The sequence below is a fragment of the Vibrio spartinae genome (genome assembly GCF_024347135.1).
In the GTDB taxonomy this organism is placed as follows: domain Bacteria; phylum Pseudomonadota; class Gammaproteobacteria; order Enterobacterales; family Vibrionaceae; genus Vibrio; species Vibrio spartinae.
The window spans coordinates 3,474,221-3,498,040 of sequence record NZ_AP024907.1 but is presented as its reverse complement, the minus strand read 5'-3'; the positions used below and the strand labels follow the sequence as shown (position 1 = coordinate 3,498,040).

The 23,820-nt window shown below is 46.4% G+C and carries 11 protein-coding genes, 4 tRNA genes, 4 rRNA genes and 1 riboswitch; of the genes, 16 read left to right on the top strand and 3 right to left on the bottom strand.

The features are described 5' to 3' along the window. The first annotated feature begins 2 nt into the window (after positions 1-2). From rrf (OCU60_RS15700) to OCU60_RS15660, 9 genes are all read left to right on the top strand, one after another. Positions 3-118 (top strand): 5S ribosomal RNA (gene rrf, locus OCU60_RS15700). A 374-nt stretch (positions 119-492) separates the two neighbouring features. Then, positions 493-2,034: ribosomal RNA gene (locus OCU60_RS15695) — 16S ribosomal RNA — on the top strand. Between the two features lie 58 nt (positions 2,035-2,092). Continuing rightward, positions 2,093-2,168, top strand: a tRNA-Glu gene (locus OCU60_RS15690). 17 nt (positions 2,169-2,185) lie between these two features. Beyond that, a tRNA-Lys gene (locus OCU60_RS15685) sits at positions 2,186-2,261 on the top strand. Positions 2,262-2,293: 32 nt separating this feature from the next. Further along, positions 2,294-2,369 (top strand) — tRNA-Val (locus OCU60_RS15680). Between the two features lie 496 nt (positions 2,370-2,865). Next, positions 2,866-5,756 (top strand): 23S ribosomal RNA (locus OCU60_RS15675). A gap of 77 nt (positions 5,757-5,833) precedes the next feature. Continuing rightward, positions 5,834-5,949 (top strand): 5S ribosomal RNA (gene rrf, locus OCU60_RS15670). The 16S, 23S and 5S rRNA genes sit together here with 4 tRNA genes alongside, the layout of an rRNA operon. 68 nt (positions 5,950-6,017) lie before the next feature. Next, positions 6,018-6,094: transfer RNA gene (locus OCU60_RS15665), tRNA-Asp, on the top strand. A 356-nt stretch (positions 6,095-6,450) separates the two neighbouring features. Continuing rightward, a complete protein-coding gene (locus OCU60_RS15660; protein ID WP_074371513.1) occupies positions 6,451-7,395 on the top strand; it encodes a phospholipase A in 945 nt (314 codons plus the stop codon). Positions 7,396-7,465: 70 nt separating this feature from the next. Here the strand turns inward: OCU60_RS15660 and OCU60_RS15655 are convergent, their stop codons facing one another. After that, a complete protein-coding gene (locus OCU60_RS15655; protein ID WP_074371528.1) occupies positions 7,466-8,779 on the bottom strand; it encodes a cation:proton antiporter in 1,314 nt (437 codons plus the stop codon). A 190-nt stretch (positions 8,780-8,969) separates the two neighbouring features. Between OCU60_RS15655 and metH the strand changes: the two genes are divergently transcribed. After that, entirely contained in the window at positions 8,970-12,644 is a 3,675-nt protein-coding gene (gene metH, locus OCU60_RS15650) for a methionine synthase (RefSeq protein ID WP_074371512.1), read from the top strand. Between the two features lie 91 nt (positions 12,645-12,735). Here the strand turns inward: metH and OCU60_RS15645 are convergent, their stop codons facing one another. Continuing rightward, positions 12,736-13,275 (bottom strand): single-stranded DNA-binding protein, encoded by a 540-nt coding sequence (locus OCU60_RS15645; RefSeq protein ID WP_074371511.1) that lies wholly within the window; start codon positions 13,273-13,275, stop codon positions 12,736-12,738. 272 nt (positions 13,276-13,547) lie between these two features. On the opposite strand from OCU60_RS15645, the gene OCU60_RS15640 reads away from it, so the two are divergent. From OCU60_RS15640 to OCU60_RS15625, 4 genes are all read left to right on the top strand, one after another. Then, positions 13,548-14,195 carry a LuxR C-terminal-related transcriptional regulator gene (locus tag OCU60_RS15640; RefSeq protein WP_074371510.1) on the top strand — a complete coding sequence of 216 codons (648 nt, stop codon included), beginning with the start codon at positions 13,548-13,550 and terminating at the stop codon, positions 14,193-14,195. 117 nt (positions 14,196-14,312) lie between these two features. Beyond that, positions 14,313-15,200, top strand: coding sequence for a UTP--glucose-1-phosphate uridylyltransferase GalU (gene galU, locus OCU60_RS15635; protein ID WP_074371509.1), 888 nt, complete (start codon positions 14,313-14,315; stop codon positions 15,198-15,200). 138 nt (positions 15,201-15,338) lie between these two features. Next, positions 15,339-18,161: an excinuclease ABC subunit UvrA gene (uvrA, locus tag OCU60_RS15630; protein WP_074371508.1), complete on the top strand. Its 2,823-nt coding sequence runs from the start codon at positions 15,339-15,341 to the stop codon at positions 18,159-18,161. Positions 18,162-18,250: 89 nt separating this feature from the next. After that, complete coding sequence (locus OCU60_RS15625; protein WP_159439437.1) at positions 18,251-19,963, top strand: PglL family O-oligosaccharyltransferase; 1,713 nt, start codon at positions 18,251-18,253, stop codon at positions 19,961-19,963. 2 nt (positions 19,964-19,965) lie between these two features. Here OCU60_RS15625 and OCU60_RS15620 read toward each other — a convergent pair whose 3' ends face one another. After that, positions 19,966-21,096 (bottom strand): pyridoxal-phosphate-dependent aminotransferase family protein, encoded by a 1,131-nt coding sequence (locus tag OCU60_RS15620; RefSeq protein WP_074371506.1) that lies wholly within the window; start codon positions 21,094-21,096, stop codon positions 19,966-19,968. A gap of 186 nt (positions 21,097-21,282) precedes the next feature. After that, positions 21,283-21,459: riboswitch (Lysine riboswitch) on the top strand. 113 nt (positions 21,460-21,572) lie between these two features. On the opposite strand from OCU60_RS15620, the gene lysC reads away from it, so the two are divergent. Further along, positions 21,573-22,934 carry a lysine-sensitive aspartokinase 3 gene (lysC, locus tag OCU60_RS15615; protein WP_074371505.1) on the top strand — a complete coding sequence of 454 codons (1,362 nt, stop codon included), beginning with the start codon at positions 21,573-21,575 and terminating at the stop codon, positions 22,932-22,934. Positions 22,935-23,213: 279 nt separating this feature from the next. Beyond that, positions 23,214-23,819, top strand: a complete 606-nt coding sequence (locus OCU60_RS15610) for a 4Fe-4S dicluster domain-containing protein (RefSeq protein ID WP_074371504.1) — start codon at positions 23,214-23,216, stop codon at positions 23,817-23,819. The last annotated feature ends 1 nt before the right edge of the window (position 23,820 follow it).

Below are 23,820 nucleotides of genomic sequence, written 5' to 3'. Positions count from 1 at the left end.
TGCTTGGCGACCATAGCGTTTTGGACCCACCTGAATCCATGCCGAACTCAGACGTGAAACGAAACAGCGCCGATGGTAGTGTGGGGTCTCCCCATGTGAGAGTAGGACATCGCCAGGCTTTAATTTTGTCACTTGCTTCTTTTGAGGCAAGTCACCATAAATCTTTTCAGAAGATGAAAGTTTTATGTTGACTTTCAAAGTGGGTAGCGTAATATACGCGTCCTGCCTAAGTGCTAAAGCACTGAAAGCAAAGCTCTTTAACAATATAGACCAATCAATCTGTGTGGGCACTCGTCGATAAATATCCAATAAGATTTTATCAATGAACCGAGTGACCAATATCAAGTTGGAAAGCAGTTTTACTGTTATCTAACGAGAGCACAGTCAATTCAGCATTACTTATGTAATGTGACTTTTTGCTTCTGCTTTTTTAAAAAGCGGAGACGAAAAGCAGTATTCATTGAGCCGACACGCAAGTGTCAAAAAAACTTTTAATTGAAGAGTTTGATCATGGCTCAGATTGAACGCTGGCGGCAGGCCTAACACATGCAAGTCGAGCGGTAACAGGAAAGAGCTTGCTCTTTTGCTGACGAGCGGCGGACGGGTGAGTAAAGCCTGGGAAATTGCCCTGATGTGGGGGATAACCATTGGAAACGATGGCTAATACCGCATGACGTCTACGGACCAAAGAGGGGGACCTTCGGGCCTCTCGCGTCAGGATATGCCCAGGTGGGATTAGCTAGTTGGTGAGGTAAGGGCTCACCAAGGCGACGATCTCTAGCTGGTCTGAGAGGATGATCAGCCACACTGGAACTGAGACACGGTCCAGACTCCTACGGGAGGCAGCAGTGGGGAATATTGCACAATGGGCGCAAGCCTGATGCAGCCATGCCGCGTGTATGAAGAAGGCCTTCGGGTTGTAAAGTACTTTCAGCAGTGAGGAAGGGGGTAGTTTTAATAGAGCTGCCTTTTGACGTTAGCTGCAGAAGAAGCACCGGCTAACTCCGTGCCAGCAGCCGCGGTAATACGGAGGGTGCGAGCGTTAATCGGAATTACTGGGCGTAAAGCGCATGCAGGTGGTCTTTTAAGTCAGATGTGAAAGCCCGGGGCTTAACCCCGGAGTTGCATTTGAAACTGGGAGGCTAGAGTACTGTAGAGGGGGGTAGAATTTCAGGTGTAGCGGTGAAATGCGTAGAGATCTGAAGGAATACCGGTGGCGAAGGCGGCCCCCTGGACAGATACTGACACTCAGATGCGAAAGCGTGGGGAGCAAACAGGATTAGATACCCTGGTAGTCCACGCCGTAAACGATGTCTACTTGGAGGTTGTTCCCTTGAGGAGTGGCTTTCGGAGCTAACGCGTTAAGTAGACCGCCTGGGGAGTACGGTCGCAAGATTAAAACTCAAATGAATTGACGGGGGCCCGCACAAGCGGTGGAGCATGTGGTTTAATTCGATGCAACGCGAAGAACCTTACCTACTCTTGACATCCAGAGAAGCCGGAAGAGATTCTGGTGTGCCTTCGGGAGCTCTGAGACAGGTGCTGCATGGCTGTCGTCAGCTCGTGTTGTGAAATGTTGGGTTAAGTCCCGCAACGAGCGCAACCCTTATCCTTGATTGCCAGCACTTCGGGTGGGAACTTCAGGGAGACTGCCGGTGATAAACCGGAGGAAGGTGGGGACGACGTCAAGTCATCATGGCCCTTACGAGTAGGGCTACACACGTGCTACAATGGCGTATACAGAGGGCAGCCAACTTGCGAAAGTGAGCGAATCCCAAAAAGTACGTCGTAGTCCGGATTGGAGTCTGCAACTCGACTCCATGAAGTCGGAATCGCTAGTAATCGTGAATCAGAATGTCACGGTGAATACGTTCCCGGGCCTTGTACACACCGCCCGTCACACCATGGGAGTGGGCTGCAAAAGAAGCAGGTAGTTTAACCTTCGGGAGGACGCTTGCCACTTTGTGGTTCATGACTGGGGTGAAGTCGTAACAAGGTAGCGCTAGGGGAACCTGGCGCTGGATCACCTCCTTACGAACAGATATTGAGATGAGTGTCCACACAGATTGATTTGGTTTATGTAGAGTGTATTGTCCCGTTCGTCTAGAGGCCTAGGACACCGCCCTTTCACGGCGGTAACAGGGGTTCGACTCCCCTACGGGATACCACTTCTTTAGTGAAGTCTGGGTCGTTAGCTCAGCTGGTAGAGCAGTTGGCTTTTAACCAATTGGTCACAGGTTCGAATCCTGTACGACCCACCATTTTCCTTCTGTTTGGGGAAACGCCTGAAAGTGGGCGATTAGCTCAGTTGGGAGAGCACCTGCCTTACAAGCAGGGGGTCACTGGTTCGAACCCGGTATCGCCCACCACTTTCTAACTATTTTTAGCTCGACAGCTCAAACCAGCGGTTTTTACCGATGTGGTTCGATTTTGTGGCGCTGAAAGTCATTAGAAAGTGTTGCTTGAATTAATGAAGTATTACACTTTGCTCTTTAACAATTTGGAAAGCTGACAAAATAATGTGTGTTTCATTGGAAACAGACGATTATTTGTAAAAGTTCTCAATACTTTCTCGAAAGAGAAAGACCAACACAATCAAGTGTTCTTGGAAATGCACAGTTTTTCTGTGTCATTCAATTGAGTCCGGCAAAACCAAGTCACACACTCATGTATAAAATATTGTGTGACACCTAATTAGTTGATGATATCAACCCTTAGGTTTTTGCGCTGAGAATTTTTGCCTGAGACAAGGCAGCAAGAAGGATGTCGTAGGGAGCTATCGTCTGATAGTGACCAAGCAGCCTTCGACGCTAACGCCGTATTCAGGGAAAAAGGACAAGCAAAAAAGACTTCTTCGGGTTGTATGGTTAAGTAATTAAGCGTACACGGTGGATGCCTTGGCAGTCAGAGGCGATGAAGGACGTATTAACTTGCGATAAGCGTAGATGAGGTAGTAAAAACCACTTGAGTCTGCGATTTCCGAATGGGGAAACCCAGCTGCAGCAGCAGTTATCATTAGATGAATACATAGTCTAATGAGGCGAACCGGGAGAACTGAAACATCTAAGTACCCCGAGGAAAAGAAATCAACCGAGATTCCGAGAGTAGCGGCGAGCGAAATCGGAGTAGCCCTTAAGCTTTTGCAGCGTTAGGTGAAGTGTCTGGAAAGGCACGCAATAGAGGGTGATAGCCCCGTAACCGAAGGCGCTGTTTAGGTGAAAACGAGTAAGGCGGGACACGTGATATCCTGTCTGAACATGGGGGGACCATCCTCCAAGGCTAAATACTCCTGACTGACCGATAGTGAACCAGTACCGTGAGGGAAAGGCGAAAAGAACCCCTGTGAGGGGAGTGAAATAGAACCTGAAACCGTGTACGTACAAGCAGTAGGAGCCTCCTTTGTGGGGTGACTGCGTACCTTTTGTATAATGGGTCAGCGACTTATATTCAGTGGCGAGGTTAACCGATTAGGGGAGCCGTAGCGAAAGCGAGTGTTAACTGCGCGTTCAGTCGCTGGATATAGACCCGAAACCGGGTGATCTAGCCATGGGCAGGTTGAAGGTTGAGTAACATCAACTGGAGGACCGAACCGACTAATGTTGAAAAATTAGCGGATGACTTGTGGCTAGGGGTGAAAGGCCAATCAAACCCGGAGATAGCTGGTTCTCCCCGAAAGCTATTTAGGTAGCGCCTCGGACGAATACTACTGGGGGTAGAGCACTGTTAAGGCTAGGGGGTCATCCCGACTTACCAACCCTTTGCAAACTCCGAATACCAGTAAGTACTATCCGGGAGACACACGGCGGGTGCTAACGTCCGTCGTGGAGAGGGAAACAACCCAGACCGCCAGCTAAGGTCCCAAATTACAGCTAAGTGGGAAACGATGTGGGAAGGCTCAGACAGCTAGGATGTTGGCTTAGAAGCAGCCATCATTTAAAGAAAGCGTAATAGCTCACTAGTCGAGTCGGCCTGCGCGGAAGATGTAACGGGGCTAAGCTGTAAACCGAAGCTGCGGCAATGCTCGTGAGAGTATTGGGTAGGGGAGCGTTCTGTAAGCCGTTGAAGGTGGATTGTAAAGTCTGCTGGAGGTATCAGAAGTGCGAATGCTGACATGAGTAACGATAAAGGGAGTGAAAAACTCCCTCGCCGGAAGACCAAGGGTTCCTGTCCAACGTTAATCGGGGCAGGGTAAGTCGACCCCTAAGGCGAGGCCGAAAGGCGTAGTCGATGGGAAACGGGTTAATATTCCCGTACTTGTTGTGAATGCGATGGGGGGACGGAGAAGGCTAGGTGGGCCTGGCGACGGTCGTCCAGGTTCAAGTGCGTAGGCTGTAGAGTTAGGTAAATCCGGCTCTGCGTTAGGCTGAGACACGATGTCGAGCATCTACGGATGTGAAGTCATTGATGCCATGCTTCCGGGAAAAGCCTCTAAGCTTCAGTTCACAAGAAATCGTACCCCAAACCGACACAGGTGGTCGGGTAGAGAATACCAAGGCGCTTGAGAGAACTCGGGTGAAGGAACTAGGCAAAATGGTACCGTAACTTCGGGAGAAGGTACGCTCTTGACGGTGAAGTCCCTTGCGGATGGAGCTGTTGGGAGTCGCAGATACCAGGTGGCTGCAACTGTTTATTAAAAACACAGCACTGTGCAAAATCGTAAGATGACGTATACGGTGTGACGCCTGCCCGGTGCCGGAAGGTTAATTGATGGGGTTAGACTTCGGTCGAAGCTCTTGATCGAAGCCCCGGTAAACGGCGGCCGTAACTATAACGGTCCTAAGGTAGCGAAATTCCTTGTCGGGTAAGTTCCGACCTGCACGAATGGCGTAATGATGGCCACGCTGTCTCCACCCGAGACTCAGTGAAATTGAAATCGCTGTGAAGATGCAGTGTACCCGCGGCTAGACGGAAAGACCCCGTGAACCTTTACTACAGCTTGGCACTGAACATTGAACCTACATGTGTAGGATAGGTGGGAGGCTTTGAAGCGCAGTCGCTAGATTGTGTGGAGCCATCCTTGAAATACCACCCTTGTAGTTTTGATGTTCTAACTTTGGCCCGTTATCCGGGTCGAGGACAGTGCCTGGTGGGTAGTTTGACTGGGGCGGTCTCCTCCCAAAGAGTAACGGAGGAGCACGAAGGTGGGCTAAACACGGTTGGACATCGTGTGGTTAGTGCAATGGCATAAGCCCGCTTAACTGCGAGAATGACAATTCGAGCAGGTGCGAAAGCAGGTCATAGTGATCCGGTGGTTCTGAATGGAAGGGCCATCGCTCAACGGATAAAAGGTACTCCGGGGATAACAGGCTGATACCGCCCAAGAGTTCATATCGACGGCGGTGTTTGGCACCTCGATGTCGGCTCATCACATCCTGGGGCTGAAGTCGGTCCCAAGGGTATGGCTGTTCGCCATTTAAAGTGGTACGCGAGCTGGGTTTAGAACGTCGTGAGACAGTTCGGTCCCTATCTGCCGTGGGCGTTGGAGAATTGAAAGGGGCTGCTCCTAGTACGAGAGGACCGGAGTGGACGAACCACTGGTGTTCGGGTTGTGATGCCAATCGCATTGCCCGGTAGCTAAGTTCGGGATCGATAACCGCTGAAAGCATCTAAGCGGGAAGCGAGCCTTGAGATGAGTTCTCCCTGGCGCTTAAAGCGTCCTGAAGGGTTGTTCGAGACTAGAACGTTGATAGGCAGGGTGTGTAAGCGCTGTGAGGCGTTGAGCTAACCTGTACTAATTGCCCGTGAGACTTAACCATACAACACCGAAGGGGTTTTAGGACTCTAGAGACTTGATTGTGTAAGAGAATCAGCTTTTCGAATTGAAAGAAATTTGCTTGGCGACCATAGCGTTTTGGACCCACCTGAATCCATGCCGAACTCAGACGTGAAACGAAACAGCGCCGATGGTAGTGTGGGGTCTCCCCATGTGAGAGTAGGACATCGCCAGGCTTTAATTAATTGTTTTCAGAAGAATCTGAAGGCAAAAGCTAGAAAAGACTTCATAGTCTGACCAATGCGGAGTGGTAGTTCAGTTGGTTAGAATACCGGCCTGTCACGCCGGGGGTCGCGGGTTCGAGTCCCGTCCACTCCGCCACTTATCTGAAACCCTGATAGCAATGTCAGGGTTTTTTTGTGTCTGGCGGATAGAGCAACTCCTATGGTTTCACCAACTGCGGTAGTTCAGTGGGTTCGCTTTTCTGTTTAAAAACAGCGGCCTGTCATGCTGCCGTGAGGCTATCGCGGGTTCGGGTCCTGTTATCCGTGAAGAAAAAATCATTAAAAGTAGAGAATTTCCTGACAGCAATGTCGGGGGTTTTTGTTAGCCTCGTTTAACAGCAGCAAGGTGCGAGGCGTCTTCAGTTTTTGAAAATGCAATGGATACCAACGCTATTGTTTTATTGTTAAATGATGTTAGTTTATTTGCTGATTTGAATGAAGAGATATTGATTAATGACAAAAATATATTGCTATTTTAAATATTCATTTCTGATATTTTTGGGGCTTGGTGGTTATTGTCATCTTCTTCAAGCCGCGGAAGATAAAGATCAAGAGAGAGTGAGTGATGAGTCTTTAATCGAGCAAAGGGTCGCTGAAGAAAAATCGGTAGAGAATAAAGAGTTTGTCATTATTCCCCATAGGGAGAACTACATACTCCCTATTACATATAACCCACACCCCAACAGTGATCCTTATTCTGATGTTGATACTTTTAACCATAAACCACTGGATAAATATGAGGCTAAATTTCAGATTAGTTTTAAGATGCCTATATCCAGTCACTTAATTGGTGATACGGGAGATCTTTATTTCGCCTATACAAATCAATCTTGGTGGCAAGTTTACAATCGGGGGAGTTCATCACCATTTCGTGAGATCGTTCATGAACCTGAATTATTTATGCAGTTTGATAATGACTGGAAGATCGGTAATTTGACCAACTCTCTATGGTTATTCGGGATTAACCACCAGTCTAATGGCCAATCTGGAACATTATCAAGAAGTTGGAACCGAATTTATGGTCAGATGATGTTTGATGATGGCGGCCCGCTTGCCTTGAGTTTGAAAACGTGGTGGCGGATCCCTGAACGAGATAAAACTTCTCCGATGGACACCTCAGGAGATGATAACCCAGATATCAGACATTATATGGGGAACTTTGAATTTGTCTCTCTGTACGGTGTCGGTCAACATCGGTTTACTTTACTACTCCGGGACAATTTGGAGAAAAATAACCGGGGTGCATTACGTTTGAGTTGGAGTTATCCAATATTAAAAGAAGCCAATAATCTGAGATTTTATATGCAGTACTTTAATGGTTATGGTGAAAGTTTGGTGGATTATAATGTCCATACTCAGCGGATCGGGATTGGTATTGCACTTAATGATCTATTGTGATGAATTGTATTGAAATCTCTACTTTATTTTTAAGATGGTTCACTTTCGTGAACCATCTTTTTTGAACCGATTAAGCCTGATTCTCTTTAGCTTGAGCTGCTTCTATTTCTTTGTCGAGTTCTGCCTTTTTGGCTTTCTCGACCATTGATGTAATGGTTGACCCCTGAACCAGAATTGAGAAGACAACGACAGCATAAGTCATCACCAGAATAATCTCTTTCACATCAATAAGTTTTTCTGGAATGATAAGGACACCCGATGGAATGGAGAGTGCCATCGCTAACGCTAATCCACCGCGCAGCCCGCCCCAGGTTAATATTTTCACTGACCATTGATTGTACTGGCGGTAGCGTTTGAATCCGATATATGACACGTAAACGCTTAAATAGCGTGCTAGTAGTACCAATGGGACGGCAATCGCCATCATGATCCAATCTTCTTCGTGGAATCTGAAAAGTAGCATCGACATCCCGATTAAAAGGAAAAGCACACCATTGAGGAATTCATCAACGAGTTCCCAGAAATGATCCAAATGTTCTTCACTTTCTTTGGAAAATCCAATAAATCGGGTCCAGTTACCAATCATAATTCCAGAAACAACCATCGCCAGCGGGCCGGAGACATGAAGGATTTCGGCAAATGCGTAACCAGCTGTGGGAATCCCTATCGTGAGTAATAATTCCATCGAATGGTCATCAGTCGCACTGATAAGATAATGGAATATCATTCCTAGAACGAATCCATATGCGATACCACCAAGTGCTTCTTGCATAAACAACTGGGAAACACTGATAACCGTTGGCGGCTCTGAACCGAAAGCAATCGTAAATATCGTGACGAAGATGACTAAGCCGAAGCCATCATTAAATAAGGACTCGCCTTCAATTTGAGTTGATATTCTTTTGGGGGCATTCAGCTTTTTCACAATGGCGAGAACGGCTATCGGGTCAGTCGGAGAAATCAGCGCACCGAATAGTAGACAGTACACCAGATCAAATTGAATGCTGATCAATTGACAGATGCCATATAAAGAGAAGCCGATGAAGAAAGTCGAGAAAAGTGTGGCACCAAGAGCAAGTATAGTGATCTCCCACTTCTGATCCCTTAAGTTAGGGAGTTTGATGCCCAGACCACCGGCAAAAAGAAGAAACCCTAAAATTCCTTTGAGAAGAAAGTTTTCAAAGTTGATACTACTCATGGTCGTTATCGCAATTTGTGTCAAATGGAACCAATTATTTTGACCAGCAATTAAGATCAGTAAAGACAGCATCATTGAACCAGCAGTAATTGCGATAGTAGTTTGCATCTTACTTATTTTACTGTTTAAAAAAGCAATCAACATTGCAGCAGCAGCAAGAAAGCATAGTGTATGGTAGACCGACATTTTTTTCTCTTCACATCTTGAAAACGGAGGTTGAAATTTTCCTTTGATGTCGGATAAATAGCAATCACTTTTTCGGGTCATGAGGGGATCTCTTTTCGGTTAAAGTGTTCTATCATATAACAGTATAGACGTCTAGATATCTAATGATTGTGTGGTAGGATAAACAAAAAGCAAGGGATAGGGCGGAAAAGTGAGTCGTGTAAAGCATCAGATAGCAAAGCAGCTTCAACAACGTATTTTATTGATTGATGGTGGCATGGGCACCATGATCCAAGGATACAACTTACAAGAAGAAGATTATCGCGGAGAACGTTTTACTGATTGGCACTGCGATGTGAAAGGTAATAATGACCTTCTGGTGTTGACTCAACCTGATTTAATTAAAGAAATTCATTCGAGTTATCTTGAAGCGGGTGCTGATATTCTTGAAACCAATACATTCAACGCAACCGCTATTGCCATGGCTGATTACGATATGCAGTCATATAGTGAAGAGATCAACTTTGCCGCTGCTCAGTTAGCTCGGGAGGTTGCGGATCAATGGACCGCGAAAACACCGGATCGTCCGCGCTATGTTGCTGGTGTACTGGGGCCGACTAACCGGACATGTTCAATTTCTCCTGATGTAAATGACCCCGGTTTTCGTAACGTTACTTTTGATCGTTTAGTAAAAGCTTATTCTGAATCGACACGCGCTTTGATTAAAGGCGGTGTTGATCTGATTATGCTGGAGACGATCTTTGATACGTTGAATGCTAAAGCTTGTGCCTTCGCTGTTGATAGCGTGTTTGAAGAATTAAATACGACTTTGCCCGTCATGATTTCCGGCACCATTACCGATGCTTCTGGCCGAACCCTATCCGGCCAGACAACCGAGGCATTTTATCACTCATTACGCCATATCCAGCCCTTATCATTTGGATTGAATTGTGCGCTTGGTCCCGATGAATTACGTCCTTACGTTGAAGAACTATCCCGAATTTCTGAGTCTTTTGTCTCTGCTCACCCCAACGCTGGATTACCCAATGCTTTCGGTGAATATGATCTGTCTCCCGAAGAGATGGCGGAGCATATCGGCGAATGGGCCAGAGCCGGTTTTCTGAATTTTGTCGGTGGATGTTGTGGGACGACCCCTGAGCATATCCGTCATATCGCTTTAGCCGTCGAAGGGGTTGAACCTCGCGCCTTACCAGACATTCCCGTAGCATGTCGATTATCCGGATTAGAGCCGCTGTTGATTGAGAAGGAAACGCTTTTTGTCAATGTTGGAGAGCGGACAAACGTCACGGGCTCGGCCAGATTTAAACGTCTGATTAAAGAAGAGCAGTACGATGAAGCTTTAGATGTTGCCAGACAACAAGTCGAGAATGGTGCTCAGATTATCGATATCAACATGGATGAAGGGATGCTCGATGCCGAAGCCTGTATGACTCGTTTCTTAAATTTGTGTGCTTCTGAGCCTGAAATTTCTAAAGTTCCGGTGATGGTTGACTCATCCAAATGGGAGGTCATCGAATCAGGATTGAAATGCCTTCAGGGTAAAGGGATTGTGAATTCAATTTCTTTGAAAGAAGGCAAAGAGAAATTTGTCCATCAGGCTAAATTGATCCGTCGCTATGGTGCAGCCGTCGTTGTCATGGCATTTGATGAAATCGGTCAGGCAGATACCCGTGAGCGGAAAATAGACATTTGTACCCAAGCCTATCGCATACTCGTTGATGAGGTGGGTTTTCCTCCGGAAGATATCATCTTTGATCCTAATATTTTTGCCGTTGCAACGGGAATTGACGACCATAACAACTATGCGGTTGATTTTATCAATGCTGTCGGTGATATCAAAAGAAACCTGCCTTATGCCATGGTCTCGGGCGGGGTGTCGAATGTGTCTTTCTCATTTCGCGGCAACAACTATGTGCGGGAAGCGATTCATGCCGTATTCCTTTATCACTGTTTTAAGAATGGTATGGATATGGGGATCGTTAATGCCGGGCAGCTTGAGATCTATGACAATGTGCCTGAAAAACTGAGGAATGCCGTTGAAGATGTCATTCTCAACCGAAGAGAAGATGGTACCGAGCGTTTGCTGGAAATTGCCGATGAGTATCGTGAAAATGCGGTGGGTAAAGCGGATGATGCCTCGGCACTAGAATGGCGGACATGGCCTGTTTCGAAGCGTCTTGAACATGCATTAGTGAAAGGTATTACTGAATTTATTACAGAAGACACTGAAGAAGCGAGACAACAAGCCTCGAAACCATTAGAAGTGATCGAAGGTCCTCTCATGGATGGGATGAATGTTGTCGGGGATTTGTTTAGTGAAGGGAAAATGTTTCTCCCTCAGGTGGTTAAATCAGCTCGGGTGATGAAACAGGCGGTTGCCTTTCTTGAACCGTACATTAATGCGGAGAAACAAGCCGGAAGTACAAACGGAAAAATATTGCTGGCAACCGTGAAGGGGGACGTACACGATATTGGGAAAAATATCGTCGGTGTTGTATTGCAATGTAACAACTACGAGATCATTGATCTCGGGGTGATGGTTCCTTGTGAACAGATACTTAAAGTTGCAAAAGAAAAGCAGGTTGATATTGTCGGTTTATCTGGATTAATTACCCCGTCATTAGATGAGATGGTTCATGTTGCCAAAGAGATGGAACGGCAGGGATTTGAGCTCCCGTTGTTGATTGGCGGTGCAACGACATCGAAGGCACATACTGCGGTGAAGATTGAGCAAAACTATCATCAGCCTGTGGTTTATGTAAACAATGCATCCCGGGCCGTTGGTGTTTGTAGCTCTCTGCTTTCGAATGAGTTACGGCCGGGATTTGTTGAGAAGCTAAATATTGACTATGAACGGACGCGGGATCAACATGCCCGTAAAACGCCTAAAACCCGCCCGGTTACGCTGGAAGAAGCGCAGGCGAACCGTGTCGCGATTGATTGGAACCATTATACGCCGCCTGTACCTGTGAAAAGTGGCATACACGTATTTGATGATTTTGATATTGGGACATTACGTCGATATATCGACTGGACACCATTTTTCATGACATGGTCACTGATGGGCAAATACCCGGCTATTTTGGATCATGACGAAGTGGGTGAAGAAGCGCGTCGTCTGTTGAAAGATGCCAATGAATTTCTGGATCGCGTTGAGCGTGAAGGTCTAATGAAAGCTCGAGGTATTTGTGCTTTGTTTCCTGCGGCAAGCGTTGGTGATGATATTGAGGTTTATCATGATGAATCTCGTCGAGAAGTTGCCCATCGTTTACATCACTTGCGTCAGCAAACACAAAAGCCGAAAGGGTATAACTATTGCCTGTCTGACTACATCGCTCCAAAAAGCTGTGGTAAAAAAGACTGGATTGGTGCTTTTGCTGTCACCGGTGGGATAGGTGAACGAGAACTTGCTGATGCATATAAAGCGCAAGGCGATGATTACAATGCCATCATGGTTCAGGCGGTTGCCGACCGGTTGGCTGAAGCTTTTGCTGAATACTTGCATGAACAGGTTCGCAAAGAGATCTGGGGATATGCAGCCGATGAACGCTTGACGAATAATGAACTGATTCGGGAAAAATATCAGGGCATCCGGCCTGCTCCCGGTTACCCTGCTTGTCCGGAACATACGGAAAAAGCTACCATCTGGGAAATGCTTCAAGTCGAAAAAAAGATCGGAATGTCTTTAACAAGCAGCTATGCGATGTGGCCCGGGGCATCAGTGTCTGGCTGGTATTTCTCTCATCCCGATTCCCGCTATTTTGCTGTGGCGGGGATTCAGGAAGATCAACTGCTGAGCTATGCTGAACGAAAAGGTTGGGGGCGGGAAGACGCCGAGAAATGGCTTGCACCGAATATAGCGTAACCCGTTTTTGCATGACTGAGTTGCAATAAAGCCCCACACTGCGGGGCTTTATTGCTATATCATTTACCCGATTGAGTCAGGATATTAAAGCCTAGAATGGAATATCGTCATCAAAATCCATTGGTGGCTCATTGTATTGTGGTTGTGGTGTCGATTGTTGCTGGGGTTGCTGTTGAGCTGGAGCCGCTTGTGATTGAGGCTGCTGAGGCTGTCCCCATCCACTGTTTTGCTGTTGAGACTGCATCCCGGGCTGAGACTGAGCTTGGCCACCAGAACCCTGACGACCACCTAGCATTTGCATTACACCGTTAAATCCTTGAACAACAACTTCTGTCGTATAACGTTCCTGACCGCTTTGATCTTGCCATTTCCGCGTTTGCAGCTGCCCTTCAATATATACCTGAGAACCTTTGCGTAGGTATTCTCCTGCGACTTCTGCCAATTTTCCGAACAGGGCGACACGGTGCCATTCGGTTTTTTCTCTTTGCTCACCCGTTGTTTTATCGCGCCATGTTTCCGACGTCGCAATCGTGATATTCGCAACTGCACCGCCACTTGGCATGTAACGAACTTCAGGATCACTTCCAAGGTTCCCAACTAATATAACTTTGTTTACTCCACGGCTTGCCATGCTTTGCTCCGTCATCTCATGATGTATCGATTAAGCGCATAGGATACCACGCTTGATAAAGGTCTCAACTACCTTACTGAATTCTGATCGCAATTCATCTAAAAGTCTCGGAAATTACACTACTTTTTCAATCCCACTCGATTTTTTTAAAACTGATAGACTTCATATTTTCAAGGTCACAAGATGTTACACGATAAACAATTGATTGAATTAGAAGAGTTTTTTCTGTTCTGGCATGTTGAGTGAAATTCCATCAGCACACCGACAGACCGATGAAAAGATCAAATTACAGCAGAGTGCTTTATGTCCTCTACCCCGATAATCAAGAACCTTCAATGTTCTATCATGAAATCGAGGTCGCACTAGGACAGATACTTCCCAAAATTCAACCGCGGCAATTCATGCTGTCCCATCAGACAGATCGGCACAAAATACTCCTGTTTGATTATCAACAGAAAGAAGTATTGCTATCCCGTTTGAATATGGAGAACGCACTGGATTTATGTCTCGAAACCGTGGTTGTCAATGTTGAGAAACGCCTGAGAACAGAAGAACTTCTCCAGCTAGGTAATTTGAAAGGGCTGTTTTATCGCAGTGATCCGCTTGAACTGATTATCGCTGCGCTGCGCGAAATCAGAGAAGGGCAAATTTATTTACCGCGACATATTTGTAGTCAGCTGCTCCATTACTATCGACATCTATTTAATAATAAAAACGTCAGCGCAGCGATATCTCTGACCTCCAGAGAGTTGGAAATCCTGCGCTGTCTGAAAACGGGGGCATCAAATACACAAATTGCAGATAATCTGTTTATCAGCGAATTCACGGTCAAGTCACATCTGTATCAGATCTTTAAAAAAATCTCGGTGAAAAACCGCACTCAAGCCACAACATGGGCAAAACAAAATCTAGTCTCATAAATGAGTCAGTAGTATGATTTGACCGTATCTTTTCAATCCCTAAATCACCCTGCTGAGTAAGTCGTGATACAGTGAATAAAGTTGATGGAAAACCTGAATACAACAAGGTAACGAAATATGATTAAGAAATGTCTCTTCCCAGCAGCTGGCTATGGAACCCGTTTTTTGCCCGCAACTAAATCGATGCCGAAAGAAATGATGCCGGTCGTGAACAAACCTTTGATCGAGTACGGTGTTGATGAGGCGATTCAGGCAGGCATGAATGGGATGTGTATTGTTACTGGGCGAGGAAAGCACTCGATCATGGATCATTTTGATATGAACTATGAACTGGAGCACCAGATCAAAGGAACCAACAAAGAAAAGTTACTTGTCGATATTCGTAAAATTATTGAAACCACAAATTTTACTTATATTCGTCAGCGTGAAATGAAAGGGTTGGGCCATGCCATTCTTACTGGCCGGGAACTTGTCGGAGATGAACCATTCGCTGTTGTACTTGCTGATGACCTGTGTGTCAGTGACGGGGATGGTGTTCTTGCCCAAATGGTGGCGTTATTCAAACAATTCCGCTGTTCAATCGTTGCTGTGCAGGAAGTGCCTGAAGATGAAACACACAAGTACGGTGTGATTGCTGGTGAAATGATCAAAGATGATCTGTTCCGAGTCGATGATATGGTCGAAAAACCAGAGGCAGGTTCTGCACCAAGTAATCTGGCCATTATTGGTCGTTATATTCTGACGCCTGACATCTTCGATTTAATCGAACAGACAGAACCCGGTAAAGGTGGGGAAATTCAAATTACCGATGCTTTGTTAAAACAGGCGAAAGCCGGATGCGTGCTGGCCTATAAATTTAAAGGACATCGTTTCGATTGTGGGAGTGTTGAAGGCTATATTGAAGCTACGAACTACTGTTTCGAAAACCTTTATCAGAGGAATTCAGACCAAGTTGAACTCAACAAGCATTCAACGCAGAAAGGTGAACAAGCGGTTTCAGCTTGATTTGATGACTTACGAGAATGAGCGACATCGGGCGCTCATTCTTTTATCAATATACTGTTTTTTTATACAGCAATACTTTGCTCATATCTGACTCTATGTAATACTAGGCCATTGCCACATGTTACCAGAGCATAGAAGATGGATAGTATTGACGTTCGGGGCGCTCGTACCCACAATTTAAAAAATATCAGTCTGACACTTCCGCGTGACAAACTCATCGTTGTCACTGGCTTGTCCGGTTCAGGAAAGTCTTCCCTCGCTTTTGACACGTTATATGCTGAGGGGCAAAGGCGTTATGTTGAGTCTCTGTCGGCTTATGCCCGACAATTTCTGTCTTTAATGGAAAAACCCGATGTTGATCATATCGAAGGTTTGTCTCCAGCCATTTCCATTGAACAAAAATCAACCTCACATAATCCGCGTTCAACGGTCGGTACTATCACTGAAATCTACGATTATCTGCGTTTGCTTTATGCCCGGGTCGGAGAGCCCCGTTGTCCGGAGCATCATACCCCGCTGGCTGCACAGACGATTAGTCAGATGGTGGATAAAGTTCTTGAGCTTCCGGAAGGGGCGAGACTGATGTTGCTTTCTCCCATTGTTAAAGAACGGAAGGGGGAACATGTTAAAACACTGGCAAACCTTGCTGCACAGGGATTTATCCGCGCCCGAATTGATGGTGAAATCAGTGATCTCTCCGATCCGCCGACATTAGAACTTCATAAGAAGCATACGATTGAGGTGATTGTCGACCGTTTTAAAGTGCGTTCAGATTTGCAGCAGCGTTTGGCTGAGTCTTTTGAAACCGCGTTAGAACTGTCTGGTGGCATTGTCGTGGTCGCACCGATGGATGAGGCGGGCGATGAAATCGTATTTTCATCTAATTTTGCCTGTTCACATTGTGGTTACAGTATGCAGGAACTGGAGCCGCGATTGTTCTCATTTAATAATCCAGCAGGGGCCTGCCCCTCCTGCGATGGGTTAGGTGTTCAACAATATTTTGACCCATCCCGCGTCGTTCAGGATAAAAGTCTCAGTTTGGCAAATGGGGCTATTCGTGGTTGGGACAAGAAGAACTTCTATTATTTCCAAATGCTGACGTCACTTGCTGAGCATTACGATTTTGATTTGACGACCCCTTTCGAAAAATTACCGAAGAAAATCCAGAATGTCATTCTGCAAGGCTCAGGAACACAGTCGATAGAGTTTAAATATGTCAATGATCGCGGTGATATCCGGATAAAATCCCATCCTTTTGAGGGAATTCTGAGTAATCTCGAAAGGCGATACCGAGAAACTGAATCGAATTCAGTCCGGGAAGATCTGATTAAATTTATCTCGACCAAACCTTGCGCCAGTTGTCACGGAGCAAGGCTTCGAGAAGAAGCTCGCCATGTGTTTGTCAATGAAACCACGCTTCCTGAAGTTGTTGAGCTGAGTATTGCTGAAGCACTGACTTTCTTTGAGTCGTTGCAATTGACCGGGCAAAAAGCACAAATTGCAGAGAAGGTCATGAAAGAGATCAATGACCGACTCCAGTTTCTGGTCAATGTCGGCCTGAATTATCTCAACCTCTCTCGAAGTGCCGAAACGCTGTCCGGTGGCGAAGCACAAAGAATTCGCTTAGCGAGCCAAATCGGAGCGGGTCTGGTCGGGGTGATGTATGTGCTGGATGAACCCTCGATAGGGTTACATCAACGAGATAACGAAAGATTACTGCAAACGCTGACGCACCTGCGTGATTTAGGCAACACCGTGATTGTCGTTGAACATGATGAAGACGCGATTCGGACCGCTGATTATATTGTCGATATTGGACCGGGAGCCGGCGTGCATGGCGGATATATTGTTGCTCAGGGCGATGTCGAGCAAGTGATTGCGACACCGGAATCATTGACCGGCCAATATTTGAGTGGGGCAAAATCGATAGTCATTCCTACGCAAAGAACACCATACGATGCTAAGAAAGTTGTCGAACTCTCCGGTGCTAGTGGCAATAATCTCAAAGATGTTACTTTGACAATACCGATGGGACTGTTTACCTGTGTAACCGGTGTTTCGGGGTCTGGTAAATCGACTTTAATCAATGATACGTTCTATAAAATTGCCCACATTGAGCTCAATGGTGCCAGTGCTGAAGAACCAGCGCCTTACAAAAAAATCAAAGGACTGGATCAGCTTGATAAAGTGATAGATATCGACCAAAGCCCTATTGGTCGGACACCGCGTTCGAATCCGGCAACGTATACCGGAATCTTTACTCCGATCCGTGAGTTATTTGCCGGAACACAAGAGTCTCGGTCCAGAGGTTATAAACCAGGGCGATTCAGCTTTAATGTCCGGGGCGGGCGTTGTGAAGCGTGTCAGGGGGATGGTGTGATTAAAGTAGAAATGCACTTCTTGCCAGATGTGTATGTGCCATGTGATATCTGTAAAGGGAAACGTTATAACCGAGAAACTCTGGAAGTGAAATATAAAGGCAAAACCATTGACGAAGTACTTGAAATGACAGTGGAAGATGCCAGAAGTTTCTTTGAGCCGGTTCCTGTGATTGCCAGAAAATTACAGACATTGATAGATGTCGGGCTTTCTTATATTCGTTTAGGTCAGGCAGCGACTACGCTTTCCGGTGGTGAAGCTCAGCGGGTCAAGCTTGCCAGAGAGCTTTCTAAGCGAGATACAGGTAAAACCTTGTATATTCTTGATGAGCCGACAACAGGGCTGCATTTCGACGATATTCAGCAATTGTTAACGGTACTTCATCGATTGAGAGATCATGGAAATACCGTGGTGGTGATTGAACATAACTTAGATGTGATCAAAACGGCTGACTGGGTTGTCGATCTGGGGCCTGAAGGCGGGCAAGGCGGCGGAGACATCATCGCGCAAGGGACGCCGGAAGAGGTGTCCAAAGTCGCGGGGTCTCATACCGCACGTTTCCTGAAACCTATGTTAGAATAGTTTCCATAACATACTTCCTGTAGGGAGACGAAGCGTAACGAATTGAGTTTACGTGGCAACATCGTCTCCCCCACAACATGAATGAGACTATGGCGATACTGATCGTGCGGGGAACAAGGCTCGAGCCATCTCCGGTAAAACTTCCTTTAAATCGACCTTTTTTATTTGTTCTCGGGATGCTATATCTCGTTTTTCTGCATTTTCCGAGTGACCTGAATATCGGGGCCGGTTTAACACTGCTGTTTAATATTACGACTTGGTTTTGGGTCAGTATTGCTATTTCAGTCGGTGTATTTCAGGTGATCAGAGCCGGGAAAGTCAGATATTCAAAACTGACGTTCGGCCTCTTGATCTGCTGTTTACTGCTGACTCTGCCACTATTTTATGATCACGCCTCTGTCTCGCTTGCCGCATATCGTGTGATGGCTTTATGGGGCGGATTTTTGCTCTTTGTGGTGCTGCAACAGTTCCGCTTTAGCAACAAGCATAAACATCGGCTCATCTGGTTGATCGTGTTGTCCGCATTGGTTGAAAGCGGGCTGGCTTATTATCAGTTATTTGCCGATCCGGCCCAAATGCCACTGGGCGTATTTCCCTCGGTCAATACATTCGCGACGTATCTTGCAACAGGTCTTCTGGCATCAGGATATTTGCTTTCCCGACATTTGAAAAAGTATCAGGCCCAATTTAGCATTGCCAGCCTGCTCTATATCACACCATTACTGTGTATGCCTCTATTGGTGTTGCTCCGCTCGGTTACCGGCTGGGGGGTGACCCTGATCGGTATTGTGATGATTTTTCCTTATCTGTATCGATTTGCCAGTCGCAAAAGACTTTGGGGATGGGGCATCTCCATTATCTTGGGTCTGCTGAGTGGACTTATTCTGATTCAGGCGCTTTACACGACACCGTTTAACGCTCAGTCTATTAAACGTTTATCACCGTTATCGGACAGTCTGGCTCAGACTGTCGATATGTTTATCGAGAAACCGTTTACAGGGTATGGCTACGGCCACTTTGAAGAAGAATATGTGCTTTATAGCGCCCGACAACATCAATTAAACCCAAACTATCCATCCCCTTTAGCCGGGTTGTCTCATCCGCATAATGAAGTGCTTTATTGGGGCATTGAAGGTGGCATTCTACCCATTTTTGCAATCATGTTAGCCACTTTATTTGTACTGGGACGCATCTATGGTGCGAAACCTAAAACCCGTCTTGCGACCCTGTCGCTGCTTGTTCCTATTACAATGGCCAGTCAGGTTGATGATGTGTTCAGCCAGTCTACGATTCACTGGATTACATTTATTATTCTCTTGTTTTGGATTGACCAACGTGTTGCAAAATATAGCAGTGTACCTCTCCATCGTCTGACAATCCGTGGGTTAAATGGGGTGGGGATCTTACTTCCTATTTTAGCATTGCTTTATTGTGGCGCATTTCTCCGGGCACAAAGCTTATTGATGCAATATCAACAGGGGCAATATATTTCACGACAGGCACAAATGTACGTGCCTTTAGTCTGGCATGATCAATTGATGAAAGCACAGCTCATTGATCAGTTGAAGCAAAAGAATACAAAACCGCATCGGCGGCCGCTGAGCACATATGTGCCTTGGCTGCTTGAGTTAATCCAGCGGCAGCCAAGGCCAGAATACTATCAGTTGCTTATAGCGTTATATCAGCATATCGGAGATACCAATCGTGCAGAGCAATCACGGATAGAGGCTGAGTTTTTATTTCCTCAATATCCTTTTACGCCTCAGGACAGACCGCCTATTGCATCGTCCGATCTTAAGTGATTTCATTGCTTGCTCTGAGTCAGTGCATCTTCCAATGCTTTCAGACAGAGTGCGATATTTTCGGCGCGGGCGCTATATCCCATGAGCCCGATCCGCCATGCATTACCGGCAAACTGACCTAATCCCGCACCAATTTCCAAATTATACTGATGTAGTAAATAATTTCTGACCCATGCATCGTCAATCCCTTCAGGAATTCGGACGGTATTCAATTGTGGTAAGCGTTCTGATGCTTCAACGACAAACGTCAGCCCCAATTGTTCTAGACCTTGTTTCAGTTGTTGGTGCATCTGCTGGTGGCGATGCCATGACGACGTCAGTGATTCTTCTTGTAAGCGCACCAATGACTCATGGAGTGCGTATAACGTATTAACCGGTGCGGTGTGATGATAACTTCGTTTTTTTTGGCCACTCCAGTATCCCATGACCAAGGTTTGATCGAGAAACCAACTCTGAACTGGGGTTTTTCGCGCCTTGATTGCCTCAATTGCCGCCTGAGAAAAGGTCAGAGGAGACAGGCCGGGAACACAGGAAAGGCATTTTTGGCTTCCTGAGTAAACGGCGTCAAGTTGCCATTCATCCACCGCTAAAGGGACACCTCCTAATGAAGTGACTGCATCCACGATGGTCAACAAACCATATTGTTTGGCCAAATGACCTAGCGCTTTCGCATCACTGAGCGCTCCGGTCGAGGTCTCGGCATGGACAAACGCTAACACTTTCGCATCCGGATGTTGTTGAATCGCCTGTTCGACTTTTTCAACTGAAACACTTTCTCCCCATGCGTTATCCACCAGCACTGCGTTGGCACCACAGCGCACCACATTTTCCCGCATCCGTTCGCCAAAGACGCCGTTTCGGCAGACGATTACCTTGTCTCCCGGCTCCAGTAAATTGACGAAACAGGCTTCCATTCCGGCACTACCGGGGGCAGAAATCGCAATCGTAAATTCATTTTCGGTCTGAAATGCATATTGTAAAAGAGACTTCAATTCATCCATCATTTGAATAAATAACGGGTCAAGGTGCCCGATTGTCGGCCGGCTTAAGGCCTGTAAAACCCGAGGGTGAATATCAGACGGGCCGGGGCCCATGAGTGTTCTTTGCGGTGGAAAAAAACTGTGTACAGTCACAAGCTGACTCCTTTCATTGACACTTATCGGCAAGTGTTCAGGCTAACGTTTATCTGTGAGGAAAGCTATTCGACACAAGTCTAGTCAAATATTTTTCTGCGATCTGGGTATTTGGGTAAAAATTACCCAGCTTGATTCAATTTGTCATTGACATTGATAGGACAACAACGTTCAATACCTAAGCTATTAAGCAGAAGAGGAGCACTGCCCAGGCAGGTATTTTGTGGAGCCTCAACTCCAAGACAGAATACTCAGGGGGAGTAGTGCCGAGACAGTCCATAGTTGTGGGTGTGGATTGTCGGGTGAACGGGTTGAATCCCGTCAACTGTCATCAGTGCTCACTGATGAAGAGCTTCTGAGGTCTACTTTCATCAAATCGCCTCTATTTTTGCTCTAGAAATACTCTCTTCGAACATTGGACGTTGGTTATCCAACACAACATTTTTTTATTTTTAGGAAGTCGTGGGAGAAATGCCGTGAGTGCATTTAATGTCGCCAAATTTGGCGGAACAAGCGTGGCAAACTTCGAAGCAATGAGTCGTTGTGCTGCTGTCATCGAAAGTAATCCGGACACAAAGCTTGTTGTCAGTAGTGCCTGTTCTGGTGTGACAAATCTACTGGTCGAACTTGCCAACGGTGTTCAGGACACGGAAAGACGTACCGCTATCTTAGAACAATTATCTGACATCCATTTTTCAATCATTGAATCGTTGCAAGAACAAGAATCAGTCAAAGGTGCGGTTCAGGCGATTCTTGATACAGTGACGAGTCTCGCGGACGCTGCATCTTTTCAGGCCAGCAACAAACTGACCGACCATTTGGTTGCCTGTGGTGAATTAATCTCGACACATATTCTGACTCAGGTCCTCAAAGAACGGGACATCGATGCTGTCAGATTTGATATTCGTGATGTGTTACGCACCGATGGTCACTATGGCCGGGCTGAACCACAAGTCGAATTCACAGCCGTTCAAGCCAAAGAGAAACTGGCACCATTGTGTAAAAAACATCTGGTGGTGACACAGGGATTCATCGGTTCTGATGAGCAGGGGAATACAACCACACTGGGTCGTGGCGGGAGTGACTATTCAGCAGCACTGATTGCAGAAGCGGTTCAGGCATCCGGGCTGGAAATCTGGACAGATGTTTCCGGAATTTATACCACGGATCCACGCATCGTGCCTAACGCAGCGCCGATTCCTGAAATTAGCTTCAATGAAGCTTCAGAAATGGCGAACTTTGGCGCAAAAATTTTGCATCCTTCAACATTGCTTCCTGCGCTTCGGCATGGGATTCCCGTCTTTGTCGGTTCATCAAGAGAGCCTGAGAAAGGGGGGACATGGATTCGGAAACGCGTTGAAAATTCGCCTTATTTCCGGGCACTGGCATTGCGGGCCAATCAAACGATGGTGACGATTCGCAGTGCTAAAATGTTCCACGCGTATGGCTTTTTAGCCAAGGTTTTTGAAATTCTGGCCAAGCATAAAATCTCAGTTGATTTGATTACCACGTCAGAGATTAGTGTGTCGATCACGCTTGATCAGACGGACACCGCTGGTGGTGCGCCAGAGCTTCCTGCTGCTGCCCGGGCAGAGCTGGAAGAACTCGCTCATATTGAAGTCGAACGAAACCTGAGTCTGGTGGCTTTGATTGGCAACCATATGGAGACCAAGGGGTATGCCAAAGAGGTTTTCAGCACGCTGGGCGATTACAACATGCGCATGATTTGTTATGGCGCCAGTGATCATAATCTGTGTTTTCTTGTCGATGCTGACGACGCAAAAAGTGTCATCCAGAAACTGCATCAGGATCTGTTTGAGCCGCAAGACAACGGCTAAAACCGTCGAGAAAACAAGTCAGAACATTGATAAGAGGTTGGCGATGCCAACCTCTTTTTTTATGGCATTTTTCGATCAATCCTGAGTTTGCTTGTGCTTCGTCAATAGTGTCGAGACCAAGTGTCGAGCAGGATTGATCTGGTGGCGATTCGTTTGTGAGATGAGCCATGTTAAAGGTTGTATTAATTTAACCATTTGATTTTAATGTATAAAAAATAAAATCATACGAATGGCATGGTTATTGCCCCTTAGTTGATTATTTAGCTGTCAGGGGATGCTATGAAAAAATTTGTAGTTGCCGATCCTAAGAAGTGTATCGGATGTCAAACATGCATGGCTGCCTGTTCTGATGTTCACCAGAAAGTCGGATTGCAAAGTCACCCGCGTCTGACTGTGGTGAAAAATAACGATACAACGGTTCCGGTCATGTGTCGTCATTGTGAAGATGCACCGTGCGCAACGGTCTGTCCGGTACAGGCAATCACCAAAGAAGCTGACCGGATATTTCTGAATGAATCCATTTGTGTCGGGTGTACATTGTGCGCAGTGGCTTGTCCGTTTGGTGCGATTGCACTGGATGGGAGTCGTCCGGTTTCTCATGCCAATAGTTATGACACATATATACCGTCAACACCACGTTCCAGCAATCCATCGACTTCTGTGCCCCAGACGTTTGGGCATGATCTCTTGGCTTGGGAACCGGGGGTTAAAAGTATCGCGGTGAAATGTGACTTATGTGAATTCAGAGAGGATGGACCCGCCTGTATGGAAGTCTGTCCGACCGGGGCAATTGTGTTGGTGAGTGACGAAGCAACGGAGCGTTCCCGCAAGCTCAAGCGAGAAGTGACGGCCAACAGCTCACCGACTGTGGATATGGAGAAATAAC